Below are 15,092 nucleotides of genomic sequence, written 5' to 3'. Positions count from 1 at the left end.
CGGGATTGAACGGCATGCGACTTCTGTTTCTGGGGGATATGGTGGGCAAGACGGGCCGCATGGCCGTCTGGGAGCGCCTCCCGGGACTCGTGAGCGATCTCAAGCTCGACTTCGTCATCGTCAATGGCGAGAACGCTGCCGGCGGATTCGGCATCACCGAAGACATCTTTCTCGAGACGATCAGCGCCGGTGCCGACGTAGTGACCACCGGCAATCACGTTTGGGATCAGAAGGAGGCGGTGGTCTTCTGCGAGCGGCACGATCAGTTCCTGCGGCCGGCAAACTATCCTGCCGGGACTCCGGGTCGCGGTTCCAATCTCTTCTTCGCGCGAAACGGCGCCCGCGTTCTGGTTGCCAATGTCATGGGGCGCGTCTTCATGCATCCCGAGCTCGACGATCCCTTCAAGACGGCCGAGACGATCCTCGACGCCTGCCCGCTCGGCGAGCAGGCCGATGCAGTCGTCTTCGATTTTCACGCCGAGGCGACGAGCGAGAAGCAATGCTTCGGCCACTTCGTCGACGGGCGTGCCAGCCTGGTGGTCGGCACGCATACCCATGTGCCGACGGCGGACCATCAGATACTCAACGGTGGCACCGGCTATATGAGCGATGCCGGCATGTGCGGCGACTACGACTCGTCCTTGGGGATGGACAAGGAAGAGCCGCTCAACCGCTTCATCTCGAAGATGCCCAAGGGTCGCTTCGAAGCGGCATCCGGCCCGGCCACCATCTGCGGCGTCGGGATCGAGATTTCGGACCGGACGGGGTTGGCGGAGAAGATCGCGCCGCTCAGGATCGGCCCGCGCCTGGCCGAGACGATCCCGCAATTCTGGGTTTGAGCGGCAAAGCATCCTCCGTCTGCGCATCCATTTCCAGATGCGGGCGCTCTGTTCGGATCTCCTTTTTTCAAGGGTGACAGACCCGCCAAATGGTGGCAGGTTAGCGACCAAAATGAGAGCCGCACCGCACGCGGCCGCTATTCGTAAGTTTCCATGCCAATAATTGAAACGGGATGCGGGCGGAAGCGCTCATATTTTCCCTCATCCCGCCGTACAGCGCCGCGCGTTCCTCAGACGCGCAGAGGTCGCTGCAGCATTTTGATTGCTGCATGTGTCTTCCTTTGACCGAAAACGATCAAGGGAAACATGCAGGTAATGCAGCCGGAGTTCCATAGCGTCGCAGCTCGGTCGGGCGCACAGAGTCGCTGTGGCGCTCCGGTATTCAAAGGCGCCGCACCAATTGCAGTCCCGGTGCCGGCGATCTGACGTTCAGATATCTGGAGAGCGTGCATGTTGCGAAAGTGGCGTCTGCCGGCCATCGCCGGCTTTTTCGTCTCCCTTCTCGTCTCGGTCCCGGCTGGCGCGCAGGATGCGCAGTTGCCGACGGTGACCGTCGCCAAACCGGTCGTGCGCGATGTCGTCGACGCCGACGAATTCATCGGCCGCTTCGAAGCGGTCGACCAGGTCGCGATCCGCGCACGGGTCGGCGGCTATCTCGATCAGGTCTTCTTCACCGACGGCGCCATGGTGAAGAAGGGCGACAAGCTCTTCGTCATAGACCAGCGGCCGTTCCGCACCGCCCTTTCCCAGGCGGAAGCCTCGCTCGAGGCTGCGCGATCGACCCTTGTCTTCGCGGAGACCACGTTCAAGCGAACGGAATCGCTCGCGGAATCGGGCACGCTCTCGGTGTCCAGGCTTGACGACGACCGCCGTGCGCTGCTCGCGGCCCAGGCGAATGTGCGCGGCGCCGAGGCGGCCGTCGAGCGCGCGAAGCTGGATCTGGATTACACGACCATCACAGCGCCGCTGAGCGGACGCGTCGACCGGCGTCTGATTTCCCCCGGCAATCTGGTACAAGCGGACCAGACGGTGCTGACGACGATCGTCTCGCTCGACCCGATCGATTTCTATTTCGACGTCGACGAGCGCCGGCTACTCTCCTATGCGCGTACGGCTCGGGACCGCGGCAGCGCTTTGCAGGAGGGGGCGGGCTCCATTCCGGTGCTGGTTACGATCGCCGACGCCAACGAGCCGCCGTTCGAGGGCAAGCTCGACTTCGCGGAGAACCGGGTCGACAACCAGACGGGTACGATGCGGGTGCGCGCGCGCCTCGCAAACCCCAAACTGATCCTGCAGCCCGGCCTGTTCGGGCGCGTAGAAGTGGAGGGGTCGAACACCTACCGGGCGGTTCTGGTGCCGGACGAGGCAATCGCCGCCGATCAGAACGAACGCATCGTCTACACGGTAGGCGAGGATGGCAGCGTCGCAACCAAACCGGTGCGTCTTGGTCCCAGGCTCCACGGTTACAGGGTCATCCGCAGTGGCTTGACGGGGGACGAGACGATCGTCGTCAACGGTCTCATGCGCGTCCGTCCGGGCGTGAAGGTCAAGCCCGAGCTCATCGTCCTGCCCCCCGAGGCCGCGCAATCGGCGGAGAATGCCCAATGAGGTTCGCGCATTTCTTTGTCGACAGACCGATCTTCGCGTCGGTGCTTTCGATCGTTCTGCTGATCGTCGGCAGCATCGCCTATTTCCAGCTTCCGGTGGCGCAGTATCCGGAGATCGCGCCGCCTACCATCGTCGTGCGCGCCTCCTATCCGGGCGCGGATGCGGAGACCGTCGCCAATACCGTTGCCACCCCGCTCGAGCAGGAGATCAACGGCGTGGAGAACATGCTCTACATGTCCTCCTATGCCACCGCTGATGGCTCGATGGCGCTGACGATCACCTTCAAGCTCGGGACCGATCTCGATCAGGCGCAGGTGCTGGTGCAGAACCGTGTTTCGATCGCCGAGCCCCGGCTTCCCGAGGAAGTCCGGCGCATCGGCGTAACCACGACGAAGAGCTCGCCGGACCTGATGATGGTCGTTCATCTGCTTTCGCCGAACGACCGCTATGACCAGCTTTATGTTTCCAACTACGCCCGCACGCGCATCCGCGACATATTGGTCCGGCTGGACGGAGTCGGCGACGTTCTTCTGTTCGGCGAGCGTGAATATGCGCTGCGCATCTGGCTCGACCCGCAGAAGCTCTCCGCCTACGGCATGACCGCAGGCGATGTCGTCTCCGCGCTGCGCGAGCAGAACGTCCAGGTCTCGGGCGGATCCATCGGCGGTCCGCCGATGTCGAGCGACAGCGCCTTCCAGTATACGGTGACCACCGACGGCCGCTTCAGCGACGCTCGCCAGTTCCGCTACGTCATCGTCAAAGCGACCGAAGAAGGCAGGCTCGTCCAGTTGCAGGACGTCGCCCGCATCGAACTCGGTGCGCGCGAATACGTGACCAACAGCTATCTCAACGGCAGCCCCGCCGTCGCGCTCGGCATCTTCTCCCGCCCCGGCAGCAATGCGCTCGCTGCGGCCGACGCGATCCAGGCGACGATGACCGAACTTTCGCGAGATTTTCCCGAAGGGCTCGAATACAGGATCATCTACAATCCGACGGAATTCATCTCGGAATCCATCGACGAGGTCTACAAGACGATCGGGGAGGCCGCGCTCCTCGTCGCTCTGGTCGTGATCGTGTTCCTGCAGTCGTGGCGCACGGCGATCATTCCGATCGTCGCCATCCCCGTTTCGCTCGTCGGCACATTCGCGCTTCTCTATGCCTTCGGCTTTTCGCTGAACATGCTGACGCTGTTCGGCCTGGTTCTCGCGATCGGCATCGTGGTCGACGACGCGATCGTCGTTGTCGAGAACGTCGAGCGCAACCTCGCGCGCGGGATGACGCCGCGCGAGGCGGCGCATGTGACGATGGACGAGGTGGGCGCCGCGGTCATCGCGATCTCGCTCGTCCTGACGGCAGTGTTCGTGCCGACCGCGTTCATTCCGGGTATTGCCGGGCAGTTCTACCTGCAATTTGCGGTGACGATCGCAGTTGCGACGGTGATCTCCGCGGTCAATTCCCTGACGCTCTCGCCGGCGCTTGCCGCAATCCTGTTGCGGCCGCACGAGAACCACGAGCATGAGAGCCGCAATCCCCTGACGCGGATCGGCCGCGGTTTTGCCAACGGCTTCAACCGCGGCTTCGACCGCATGGCCGATGGCTATGCATGGACGGTGCGCCACCTCGTCAGGACGCGGATCGCCTTAGCCGGGGCGCTCGTCGTCTTCGTCGCCCTGCTCGGAGCCACCTGGTACATGGCGCAGGTCGTGCCTCGCGGCTTCATACCCACGATGGACCAGGGCTATGCCATCGTCGTCATTCAGCTTCCGGACGGTGCCTCTCTCGATCGCACCGATAAGGTCGTCCGGCGGGCCTCGGAGATTATCCGGGAGGTACCCGGCGTAAAGGATGCGGTCGCCTTTGCCGGTTTCAACGGCGCGACCTTCACCAATGCATCCAATTCCGGCGTGATATTCACGCCCTTCGACAGTTTCGAAGAACGCCTCGAGCAAAAGCAGAGTGCGGAACAGATCATCGGCCAGATCTTCGGTGCGATGCAAGGCATTCAGGAGGCTTTCATCATCGCCGTTCCGCCACCCTCCGTGCGAGGCATCGGCAATTCGGGCGGCTTCAAGATGCAGATCATGGACCGCCAGAGCGCCGACATGCGCCGGGCGCTCGGGCTCGCCCATCAGATGATGGGAGCGGCCAACCAGACGGAGGGGCTGACCGGCGTCTTCACCACCTTCACGGCCTCCAGCCCGCAATTCTTCCTGGCGATCGATCGCGACAAGGCGCGGGCGCTGAACGTGCCGATTCCCAATATTTTCGAGACACTCTCGATCAATCTGGGGACGTCCTACGTCAACGATTTCAACGCCTTCGGCCGCGTCTATCAGGTCCGTGCCCAGGCCGACCAGCAATTCCGGCTGGAGCGGGAGGACATACTTGCGCTTAAGGTACGCTCCGCCTCGGGCGCCCTGGTGCCGCTCGGCACGCTCGTCGAGATCCGCGATACGAGCGGACCGGCGCTCGTCCAGCGCTACAACATGTATGTCTCGGTCCCCGTTCAGGGCAATCCGGCGCCGGGCGTTTCGACGGGCAGCGCCCTGGACAAGATGGAAGCGCTTGCAGGTCAGATCCTGCCGCAGGGCACCACCTTCGAATGGACGGAACTCGCTTTGCAGGAGCGCCAGACCGGCAACACTGCGGTCTTCATCTTCGCGCTTTCGGTGGTCTTCGTTTTCCTGGCGCTCTCTGCGCAATACGAAAGCTGGGTGCTGCCGCTGGCCATCATCCTGATCGTGCCGCTTGCCGTGCTCGCTGCGCTTCTCGGCGTTTCGATCCGTGGCTTCGACAACAATGTGCTGACCCAGATCGGGCTTATCGTCCTGATCGGTCTTGCCGCGAAGAACGCGATCCTCATCGTGGAATTCGCCCGCCAGGGCGAGGAGGAGGGCAAGACGCCGATCGAGGCGGCGATCGATGCGAGCCGGCTCAGGCTGCGGCCGATCCTGATGACCGCTTTCGCCTTCATCCTCGGCGTCGTGCCGCTGGTCATCGCCACGGGGCCCGGCGCCGAAATGCGCCAGTCGCTCGGTACGGCGGTCTTTGCCGGCATGCTCGGGGTCACCGTCCTCGGCCTGTTCCTGACGCCGGTCTTCTATGTGGCCCTGCGCTCATTGCGGCGCAAGCGTGCACCGGCGGCCGCGCCGGCGCCGGCGCCGGGGGAGTGAAGAGACCGGTGCATCGGCAATGACGCAATTGTGAGCGGCCGTCGGTCGTTAGACGCTGGACGCGATCGCGGCCTTGAATGATCCTGCGTGCCGCCCGGCATGAGCAGCAATGCGCTATGCGGGCGGAGTACCAGAGCAAGTTTTTCTTCCCGCACATGCGAGAGGTGAAGGATGCTGCTGCGATACCTTGCCTACACCGTGACCGTCATCTGGATTATCCATGCGCTCTGGCCGACACCGGCGCACGCGCAGCAGGCGGAAGCCCATGTGAGCCAATGCCAGGCGATCGCGGCAGCCACGCCGGCGGCGACGTTCGCCAGCTTCTCGGTCCCCGCCGCCACTCCCGTGGCCTCTGCCGACACAAGCGAGGTGACGATCACCTTTCTCGGTCATTCGACCTTCCTGATCGAAACGCCGGGCGGAGTTTCGATCGCCACCGACTACAACGGCTGGTTCCGCACGCCGTCGCCGCCAACGGTGGTGACGATGAACAGGGCCCATTCCAGTCATTACACCCTGGCGCCGGATCCGGCGATCCGGCATGTCCTGCACGGCTGGGGCGACAACGGCGAGCCGGCGGATCATGATCTCGTCGTCGGCGACGCCTATATCCGCAATGTGACGACGGATATCCGTTCAGGCTTCGAGGGCATGGAACGGGACGGCAATTCGATCTTCATTTTCGAGATTGCCGGGCTCTGCATCGGCCATCTCGGCCATCTGCACCACGAGCTCGACGAAAGCCATTACCGGCAAATCGGCCGCCTCGACGTACTCATGGTGCCGGTGGACGGCGGTCTGACGATGGGAGCGGAGAGCATGAGCCGCGTCGTCTCGCGGCTGCGCTCGGCGCTGATCCTGCCGATGCACAGGCCGATGACCAACAACTTTCTGGCGATGTTCGGAGACGACTTCGACAAGCGCTTCGCCACGGAGCCTTCCGTGAAGGTGTCGCTGCGCTCCCTGCCGAGGAGACCGCTCATCTATGTCCTGCAGGGTGTTTGAGGACGGCGGCAACGCATTTCCGTCTCCTGAAAACACGACGCGCCTGCTGGACTGGGCGCGGCAATGAAACTATAAGGCGCCCGATCTCACCAAAATCACGCATGCAGAGGGCGTCATGGCTGGCCATTCACAGTTCAAGAACATCATGCACCGCAAGGGCCGTCAGGATGCGGTGCGCTCCAAAATGTTTTCCAAGCTCGCGCGCGAAATCACCGTCGCAGCAAAAACCGGCCTTCCCGACCCGACGATGAACCCGCGCCTGCGTCTGGCGATCCAGAACGCCAAGGCGCAGTCGATGCCGAAGGACAATATCGAGCGCGCGGTCAAGAAGGCTGCGGGCGGCGATGCCGAGAATTACGAAGAAGTCCGCTACGAGGGCTACGGCCCGGGCGGCGTCGCAGTCATCGTCGAGGCGTTGACGGACAACCGCAACCGCACCGCCTCCAACGTACGCTCCACCTTCACCAAGGCGGGCGGGGCGCTCGGCGAAACCGGTTCGGTTTCCTTCTCCTTCGATCGGGTCGGTGAAATCACCTACAAGCTTTCCGCCGGCGACGCCGACAAGGTGATGGAAGCGGCAATCGAAGCGGGTGCCGACGACGTCGAGACCGACGAGGAAGGCCACACCATCACCTGCGGCTTCGAGGATATCGGCGAAGTATCGAAGGCGCTCGAAGGCGCGCTCGGCGAGGCGGAGACCGTAAAGGCCGTCTGGAAGCCGCAGAATACCGTGCCGGTGGATGAGGAAAAGGCACAGTCGCTGATGAAGCTCATCGACAATCTCGAAGATGACGACGACGTCCAGAACGTCTATTCGAACTTCGAGGTCTCCGACGAGGTTCTGGCGAAGCTTTCCGCCTGAGCGTTCGGAACATCCCAATGCAATTGACCCGCATCGCTCCGAGCGATGCGGGTCTTTGCTGTTCGCGTCAGGCGGCGGCGAGATCGCGTTGCGCTTGGGCAAACAGCTTCACCGACCGCAACCGCGCTTCCATGTCGAAGATCGGCATTGAGACGATCAGCTCGTCCGCCCTGGTGAGATCCACGAATGCCTCGATCTTGCGGCGGATCGTCTCGGGGCCGCCGACCACCGCGTAGCTCATTGCATGGTCGACGAAAATCTTCTCGTCCTGGCTCCAGAGGCCGTCCATCGATTTGACCGGCGGCGGAAAGCGCCCGCGGGCATTGCGGCGAAGCGCGACGAAGGATTGCTGCATGGAGGTGAAGAGGTGGTTCGCCTCATCGTCGGTGTCCGCGGCGACACCCATGACGCCCACCATGACATGCGGCTTGTCGAGCTGGGGCGACGGGGTGAAGCGCTCGCGATATATTTCGAGCGCGGAAAGCAGCATGTCCGGCGCGAAATGCGAGGCGAAGGCGAAGGGAAGGCCGAGCATGCCGGCGAGATGGGCGCTGAAATGGCTCGAACCGAGCAGCCAGATCGGCACGTTCGAATCCGCGCCCGGAACGGCGATGATCTTCTGGTCTTCGGTCGCCGGGCCGAGCAACGCCTGCAGTTCGACGACATCGTTCGGGAAGTTGTTGGCGCTCGCCTCCATGTTGCGGCGGAGCGCCTGCGCCGTTCTCATGTCCGTGCCGGGCGCGCGGCCGAGGCCGAGATCGATGCGGCCGGGGTAAAGCGCCGCAAGCGTGCCGAATTGCTCGGCAATGACGAGCGGTGAATGATTGGGCAGCATGATGCCGCCCGAGCCGACGCGGATCGTTCGCGTGGCCGAAGCCACATGCGAAATCACGAGAGACGTCGCGGCGCTGGCAATGCCTTTCATGCCATGGTGTTCGGCCAGCCAGAAGCGCTCATAGCCGTTCTCCTCCGCGGCGATTGCCAGCCGCCGCGAATTTTCGAGCGACTCTGCGATGCTGCCCCCTTCGGTGATCGGCGACAGGTCGAGAATGGAGAAGGGGATCATGGCGGGGCTTTCAATTAAGAGAAATTGATCTTCCGCAATGTAGGTTCAAGTTTCCTTACGCCAAGGGTGCGCCGGCGCTTTTAGGCAAGGCGCGACCATTTCTGTGCAATGTTTTTGTTTTGTTCACTTTTTGCTGGCAGCGTCCCGCCGACCGAAATAGGGTGAAGCATGCAGACTACGATTCGCATCATCGGCATCGATCCGGGCTTGAGGCGCACCGGCTGGGGGGTCATCGAAACGCTTGGCAATTCGCTGCGATTCGTCGCTTCCGGCACCGTCACCTCCGATGGCGAGATGGATCTTGCCTCCCGTCTCTGCCAGTTGCATGACGGACTTGCCGAGGTGGTGCACGGCTATCAGCCGCACGAGGCCGCTGTCGAACAGACCTTCGTCAACAAGGATGCGACGGCGACGCTGAAGCTCGGCCAGGCGCGCGGCATCGCCATGCTGGTGCCGGCCCGGGCGGGCTTGAGGGTCGCGGAATATGCGCCAAACGCCGTCAAGAAGGCCGTGATCGGCGTCGGCCACGGCGAAAAGCAGCAAATACACATGATGCTGAAGGTGCTGATGCCCAAGGCCGAGTTCAAAGGCAACGATGCCGCCGACGCGCTCGCCATCGCCATCTGCCATGCCCATAACAGGCAGGCGGTGACGAGCCGCCTTGCGGCGCTTGCGGGCTAGGCCTGGCAACGGCATTTCTTCAAAAGACGACGGACCAACACCATCCAGAGAGACCAGATGATCGGCAAGCTCAAGGGCACGATAGACGAGATCGGCGAGGATCACGTGGTTCTCGACGTGCATGGGGTCGGGTATGTCGCCCATTGTTCGGCGCGCACGCTCGGAAAGCTCGGAAGCGCCGGAGAGGCGGCCGTTCTCTTCATCGAGACCTATGTGCGCGAGGATCAGCTGAAGCTGTTCGGGTTCCTGAGCGCGTTGGAACGCGAATGGTTCCGACTGCTTCAGAGCGTTCAGGGTGTGGGATCCAAGGTGGCGCTGGCGGTGCTCTCTACGCTGACCCCCGGGGAACTCGCCAACGCGATCGCCTTGCAGGACAAGACGTCGATCTCGCGCGCGCCGGGCGTGGGTCCGAAAGTTGCCGTGCGTATCGTCACCGAACTGAAGAACAAGGCTCCGGCCTTCGCCGGCGAGATGGCACCGTCGATCGGCCTGAAGCAGGAGCTCGGCGAAGGCGTTGCCGCGGCGCCGGTTGCGGACGCGGTCTCGGCGCTCACCAATCTCGGCTATTCGCGAGACCAGGCGGCCAATGCCGTTGCGGCTGCGCTGAAAAACGGCGGGGAGGGCGGCGACAGCGCCAAGCTGATCCGCCTCGGCTTGAAGGAGCTGTCGCGGTGAGGAAGCCACGAGCCTTCCTGCGGCCACAAAAGCATTGGAATAGAGGGACGCTGGCCGTTCTCGCTGGATTGATCCGGGCGCCGCTATTATGGTTGAGCGCGGCAGCGACGGTGACCGGCCTCGACGCCGGTGCCCCTATGGCCGCGGACAGCCCGAAACGGAAGCAGTGACATGAGCGAAGCCGCACGTCTGATCGCGCCGGAAAAGGGAGGCGAAGACCTCGATGCGACCATGCGCCCGCAGACGCTCGACGACTTCACCGGCCAGGCTGAAGCGCGCGCCAATCTGAAGATCTTCATCGAGGCGGCGCGCAATCGCGGCGAAGCGCTCGACCACGTGCTCTTCGTCGGTCCGCCCGGGCTCGGCAAGACGACGCTGGCGCAGATCATGGCGAAGGAGCTCGGCGTCAATTTTCGCTCGACTTCCGGGCCGGTGATCGCCAAGGCCGGTGACCTTGCGGCGCTGCTCACCAACCTCGAAGAGCGCGACGTGCTCTTCATCGATGAAATCCACCGCCTCAATCCGGCCGTCGAGGAAATTCTCTATCCGGCCATGGAGGATTTCCAGCTCGACCTCATCATCGGCGAGGGGCCGGCGGCCCGTTCGGTGAAGATCGATCTCGCGAAGTTCACCCTGGTGGCGGCGACGACGCGCCTCGGACTGCTTACGACGCCGCTGCGCGATCGCTTCGGCATCCCCGTGCGGCTCAATTTCTATACGGTCGAGGAGTTGGAGCTGATCGTCCGGCGTGGCGCGCGGCTGATGGGTCTCGGCATGACCGACGAAGGCGCGCGCGAGATTGCCCGCCGGGCGCGCGGCACGCCTCGCATCGCCGGCCGTCTCCTGCGCCGGGTGCGCGACTTCGCCGAGGTCGCACGGGCGGAGGCCGTGACGCGGAAGATTGCCGACGAGGCGCTGACCCGGCTGCTCGTCGACAGCATGGGTCTCGACCAGCTCGACCGGCGGTATCTGACGATGATCGCCCAGAATTTCGGCGGCGGGCCGGTGGGGATCGAGACCATCGCCGCCGGGCTTTCCGAGCCGCGCGACGCGATCGAAGACATCATCGAGCCCTATCTGATCCAGCAGGGCTTCATCCAGCGCACGCCGCGTGGTCGCGTGCTCACGGCGAATGCCTGGAAGCATCTCGGCCTCAATCCGCCACGGGATGTCGAGGCAAGCCAATTCCGGCTGACGCTCGAGGACGACTGAAATGATCACCCGGCGGGGCTTCATGAAGGTCCTCGGCGGTGGATTGGCGAGCGCCGTGGCCCTCGGCAGCTACGCCTTCGCCATCGAACCGCTTGCGCGTCTGAGGGTGGCCCGCTACGCCCTGACGCCACCGGGCTGGACGCCCGGCCTGAAGCTCCGCCTGGTCGCGCTCGCGGATATTCACGCCTGCGAGCCCTGGATGTCCGCGCGCCGCATCGCATCCATCTGCGAGCGCGCCAACGACCTCGGCGGCGACGTGACAGTCCTTCTCGGCGACTACGCTTCCGGCATGAATCTCGTGACGCGGTATGTCCATGCGAGCGAGTGGTCGAAGGCGCTTGCCACCCTCACGGCGCCCCTCGGCGTCCATGCCATCATGGGAAATCATGATTGGTGGGAAGACATGACGGCCCAGAAGAACGGCGGCGGCGATACCTTCGGCCATCGGGCATTGGCCGGGGTCGGCATTCAGGTGCACAGCAATCGCGCGGTCCGCCTTGAGAAGAGCGGCTTCCCTTTCTGGCTCGCAGGGCTCGAGGACCAGCTTGCGCTCCTGCCGGGACGGAAATGGAAACGCGCGTGGATGGGTGGGCTCGACGATCTCGATGGCACGCTTGCACAGGTGACGGACGAGGCGCCAGTGATCCTGCTCGCGCACGAGCCGGACATTTTTCCGAAGGTGCCCTCGCGGGTCGCATTGACGCTATCCGGTCACACCCATGGCGGACAGGTGCGCTTTGCCGGCCACTCGCCCGTCGTGCCGTCGCGTTTCGGTGACCGGTACGCTTATGGTCATATTGTCGAGCATGATCGCAACCTCATCGTCTCGGGCGGCCTCGGCTGCTCCATCGCGCCGATCCGTTTCGGCGTGCCGCCGGAGATTGTGGTCGTCGATCTCGGATAAGTGGGAAATCGCCCCTCATCCGCCTGCCGATCACCGTCTCCCCGCAAGTTCCCGGATCGTCGCAGCCAGTCTTTCCCTTCCGCCCGGCACCCAGCCGAGAGCGCGCAGCTTCTCCGTCGACATCGTCTTGAATTCGGCGGCTTCCGCTGCCGGCGGCAGCGGGTGCGGACAGCCGGTTGCGGCCTGGAGAAAGGAGAGAATCTCGCGGTTGTCGGTCAGCACGTCGGAGACGTTGAACACCTGACCGGATATTCTCGCCGGTTCGGTATCGAGCATGAGGCGGACGGCCTGGGCGACATCGTCGCCGTGGACTTCCGTGCCGATGCGCCATGGTACCGGCCGGCCGGCAATGTAATCGGAAAAGAGATCGCTCCACTTGTGTTTTCGTCCCGGGCCCGCGGGACCATAGACACCGGTGACGCGCAGGCTCGTCGTGACGAAACTGTGGTCGGCCATCGACTTCAAGGCGTTCTCGGTGGCGAGCTTTACCTGTCCGTAGAGCGTGTCCGGAGCGGCAGGTGAGGTCTCTGCGACAAGGGGCGGCGCGGTGTCGCCGTAGACCGCGCGGCTCGACAGGAAAACGCAGCGGCGTACGCCGGCGGCGCGCGCTTCCTCGAAAAGGCGAACGGAGCCGTCGATATTGGCGCGGCGGAACCCCCGGGGGTCATCACCCTCTCCTCCGCGATATCTGCCCTCGACATGCTCAAAGGCGGCATGGACGAAATAATAGATATCGTCGAACGCGCCGGTCTGGTCCGCATCCGCATCGAGACACAGAGGCACATGGGACACCCGTTGCGAATACAAGTCAGCAGGGGGCGGAGAGCGCCCGCCGACGGTGACTTCATAGCCGTTTGCCAGCAGGTGCTCGACGATGAAGCGGCCGACGAATCCGGTGCCGCCGGAGACGAGAACGCGGGTCATGGCGACGTCGGACCCGCCTGCGGCGGATTGGCAAGACCGGCAGTATCCGGAATCTCCCTGCCGGTCAGATAGGCGTGCCAGAGATCGATCAGCGGGCGCAGCGCGTCCGCGCGCGGATGATCCTTCTCCCACGGCTTTTCATACTGGTAGTGAAGCACCCCGATCGAGCGCCAGTCCCAGAGCTCAGGCAGGTTGAACCACACATATTGCAGCATGTTAATCGTCACCGGCAGTCCATGCCAATCGGGGAAGAAGCTTTGCAGAAAGGTCTGGTCCGTGCGCGGCCAGAAGGCGTCCGGCGCATCGAGGGCCGCGAGCATCTTCTCGAAGGTCGCGACGGCCGGCTCGGCGACGAAGACGCCGGAGTTCAGGCGGTGGAAGTCCGCGAGACTCTCATAGACGTTCGGCGCTGCGGCAAATTCCGGATAGAGAAACAGCTTGTCGATGTTGCGCAACACGATCGCGTCGGCATCGATGAAGATGCAGCGTTCGTATTCCACGAGTTGCCACAGCCTTATCTTGCAGAAATTGTCGAGCGGCGAATGGAAATCGGGCTTGCGTCCTTTGGTGAAGGGTGCCTGCTCATGCACGTTGCGGCGTTGATGCCGGGCGTTGAATCCGTCCGAGAGCGGCAGCAGGTCGGTGTGGATCAGGCGGCAGTCGAATTCGCGCAGCGGCTCGAGAGCGGCGGCATCCACCCCGCCGGTGTGGAGCACGACGATATCGGCGGGCGTCCGGGTGAGGCGGATCGATCTGAGCAGGGCCCGCGCACCGAGCGCGTAGTCGCTATTGGTGACGAGCGTCACGAAAGCGTGGCGCGCAGTCACCGTAGAGGAGGGGCTGAGCCCCTCCGGACTGGCGAAGACGCGGCTCATGAAACGGATTTCAGCCGTTTGCCCTCCGGATCGTGGTTGATCAAGGGGGCGATGTCCTTCGTCCAGGCGGAAACGGCCGGCACGCGCGAGCGATCGACGCGATAGGCGAATTTCTTCGCCACATCGACGATCTCCGAAAGCAGCCCGTCTTCGAGCCGAACCGGATTGAGGCCGAGCGCGAGGAATTTCTCGTTTTGCACCACGAGCTCGTTCTCGGCCGCTTCCTTGCGCGGATTGGGAAGCCAGGCGATTTTCGCGCCGGTCATGCGTGCGACCATCTCGGCGAGATCGCGGATGCGATGCGTTTCCGTCATCTGGTTGAATATCTCCACACGGCTGCCGCGCGCCGGCGGGTTCTTGAGCGCGAGTTCGATGCAGCGCACCGAGTCCTGAATATGGATGAAGGCACGCGTCTGGCCCCCGGTTCCGTGAACCGTCAGCGGATAGTCGATTGCTGCCTGGATCAGGAAACGGTTGAGGACGGTTCCGTAATCGCCGTCGTAGTCGAAGCGGTTGATGAGCTGCGGATGACGCCGCGTCTGTTCCGTATGCGTGCCCCAGACGATGCCCTGATGCAGATCGGTGATCCTGAGGCCGTCATTCTTCGCATAAAACTGGAAAAGCAGCTGATCCAGGCACTTGGTCATGTGATAGACGGAGCCCGGGTTGGAAGGATAGAGGATTTCCTGGTTCACCGTCTCTCCGCCCATGGTCTCGATGCCGACGGGCAGGTAGCCTTCAGGGATCGCGGCCCCGATCGTGGAATAGCCGTAAACGCCCATCGTACCGAGATGCACGAGATGCGCATCGAGGTCGAGTTCGACCAGTGCGTTGAGGAGGTTGTGGGTCGCGTTGACGTTGTTGTTGACCGTGTAATTCTTGTGCCTGTCGCTCTTCATCGAATAGGGAGCGGCCCGCTGCTCGGCGAAGTGGACCACCGCATCGGGCCGATGCTCCGCCAGCCAATTCTTCAGGAGTTCGTAGTCGCGGGCGAGATCGATCAGATTGAAGTGGATACGCCGGCCGGTTTCGGCGTGCCAGATGCGCGTGCGCTCCTGGATGGAATCCATCGGCGTCAGAGATTGAACGCCGAGTTCCGTGTCGATCCAGCGGCGGGAGAGATTGTCGAGGATGTGAACGTCGTGGCCCGCATCCGACAAATGCAGGGCGGTGGGCCAGCCGACGAAACCATCACCGCCGAGGACTGCAATCTTCATGCACGATTCTCCTGCTCGGGAAGAGGACAGGGTCCTGATAGGATAGGATTG

General features: G+C 63.4%; 13 protein-coding genes. 9 read left to right on the top strand and 4 right to left on the bottom strand.

The features are described from left to right. Positions 1-14: 14 nt before the first annotated feature. From CN933_RS19650 to CN933_RS19630, 5 genes are all read left to right on the top strand, one after another. A complete protein-coding gene (locus CN933_RS19650) occupies positions 15-839 on the top strand; it encodes a TIGR00282 family metallophosphoesterase (protein ID WP_026168796.1) in 825 nt (274 codons plus the stop codon). Between the two features lie 450 nt (positions 840-1,289). Then, positions 1,290-2,447 (top strand): efflux RND transporter periplasmic adaptor subunit, encoded by a 1,158-nt coding sequence (locus CN933_RS19645; RefSeq protein ID WP_018096831.1) that lies wholly within the window; start codon positions 1,290-1,292, stop codon positions 2,445-2,447. Next, positions 2,444-5,620 carry an efflux RND transporter permease subunit gene (locus CN933_RS19640; protein WP_018096832.1) on the top strand — a complete coding sequence of 1,059 codons (3,177 nt, stop codon included), beginning with the start codon at positions 2,444-2,446 and terminating at the stop codon, positions 5,618-5,620. The genes CN933_RS19645 and CN933_RS19640 overlap by 4 nt, the downstream gene beginning before the upstream one ends. A 171-nt stretch (positions 5,621-5,791) precedes the next feature. Beyond that, complete coding sequence (locus tag CN933_RS19635) at positions 5,792-6,625, top strand: MBL fold metallo-hydrolase (RefSeq protein WP_018096833.1); 834 nt, start codon at positions 5,792-5,794, stop codon at positions 6,623-6,625. A 115-nt stretch (positions 6,626-6,740) separates the two neighbouring features. After that, positions 6,741-7,487 (top strand): YebC/PmpR family DNA-binding transcriptional regulator, encoded by a 747-nt coding sequence (locus tag CN933_RS19630; protein ID WP_010970171.1) that lies wholly within the window; start codon positions 6,741-6,743, stop codon positions 7,485-7,487. 67 nt (positions 7,488-7,554) lie between these two features. Here the strand turns inward: CN933_RS19630 and CN933_RS19625 are convergent, their stop codons facing one another. After that, positions 7,555-8,553, bottom strand: a complete 999-nt coding sequence (locus tag CN933_RS19625) for an LLM class flavin-dependent oxidoreductase (protein ID WP_018096834.1) — start codon at positions 8,551-8,553, stop codon at positions 7,555-7,557. A 168-nt stretch (positions 8,554-8,721) separates the two neighbouring features. Between CN933_RS19625 and ruvC the strand changes: the two genes are divergently transcribed. The 4 genes from ruvC to CN933_RS19605 all read left to right on the top strand — a co-directional run bounded on the left by ruvC (position 8,722) and on the right by CN933_RS19605 (position 12,025). After that, positions 8,722-9,234, top strand: coding sequence for a crossover junction endodeoxyribonuclease RuvC (gene ruvC / locus CN933_RS19620; protein WP_018096835.1), 513 nt, complete (start codon positions 8,722-8,724; stop codon positions 9,232-9,234). A gap of 57 nt (positions 9,235-9,291) precedes the next feature. Further along, positions 9,292-9,909 (top strand): Holliday junction branch migration protein RuvA, encoded by a 618-nt coding sequence (gene ruvA / locus CN933_RS19615; RefSeq protein WP_003535964.1) that lies wholly within the window; start codon positions 9,292-9,294, stop codon positions 9,907-9,909. Positions 9,910-10,080: 171 nt separating this feature from the next. Continuing rightward, positions 10,081-11,121, top strand: a complete 1,041-nt coding sequence (ruvB, locus tag CN933_RS19610; RefSeq protein ID WP_018096836.1) for a Holliday junction branch migration DNA helicase RuvB — start codon at positions 10,081-10,083, stop codon at positions 11,119-11,121. A 1-nt stretch (position 11,122) separates the two neighbouring features. Continuing rightward, positions 11,123-12,025: a metallophosphoesterase gene (locus CN933_RS19605; protein ID WP_018096837.1), complete on the top strand. Its 903-nt coding sequence runs from the start codon at positions 11,123-11,125 to the stop codon at positions 12,023-12,025. A gap of 30 nt (positions 12,026-12,055) precedes the next feature. On the opposite strand, the gene CN933_RS19600 is transcribed toward CN933_RS19605, so the two are convergent. From CN933_RS19600 to CN933_RS19590, 3 genes are read right to left on the bottom strand one after another with little or no spacing between them, the layout of a single operon-like run. After that, positions 12,056-12,949, bottom strand: a complete 894-nt coding sequence (locus CN933_RS19600; protein WP_018096838.1) for an NAD-dependent epimerase/dehydratase family protein — start codon at positions 12,947-12,949, stop codon at positions 12,056-12,058. Next, positions 12,946-13,824, bottom strand: coding sequence for a glycosyltransferase (locus CN933_RS19595; protein WP_018096839.1), 879 nt, complete (start codon positions 13,822-13,824; stop codon positions 12,946-12,948). Before CN933_RS19595 ends, CN933_RS19600 begins: the two co-directional genes overlap by 4 nt. Further along, complete coding sequence (locus tag CN933_RS19590) at positions 13,821-15,041, bottom strand: NAD-dependent epimerase/dehydratase family protein (RefSeq protein WP_018096840.1); 1,221 nt, start codon at positions 15,039-15,041, stop codon at positions 13,821-13,823. Before CN933_RS19590 ends, CN933_RS19595 begins: the two co-directional genes overlap by 4 nt. Positions 15,042-15,092: the final 51 nt, after the last annotated feature.

The sequence above is a fragment of the Sinorhizobium sp. M4_45 genome (genome assembly GCF_002885915.1).
Classification (GTDB): domain Bacteria; phylum Pseudomonadota; class Alphaproteobacteria; order Rhizobiales; family Rhizobiaceae; genus Sinorhizobium; species Sinorhizobium meliloti_A.
Note: the sequence above shows the minus strand (reverse complement) of the source record. Positions and strands in the feature narration are given on the sequence as shown.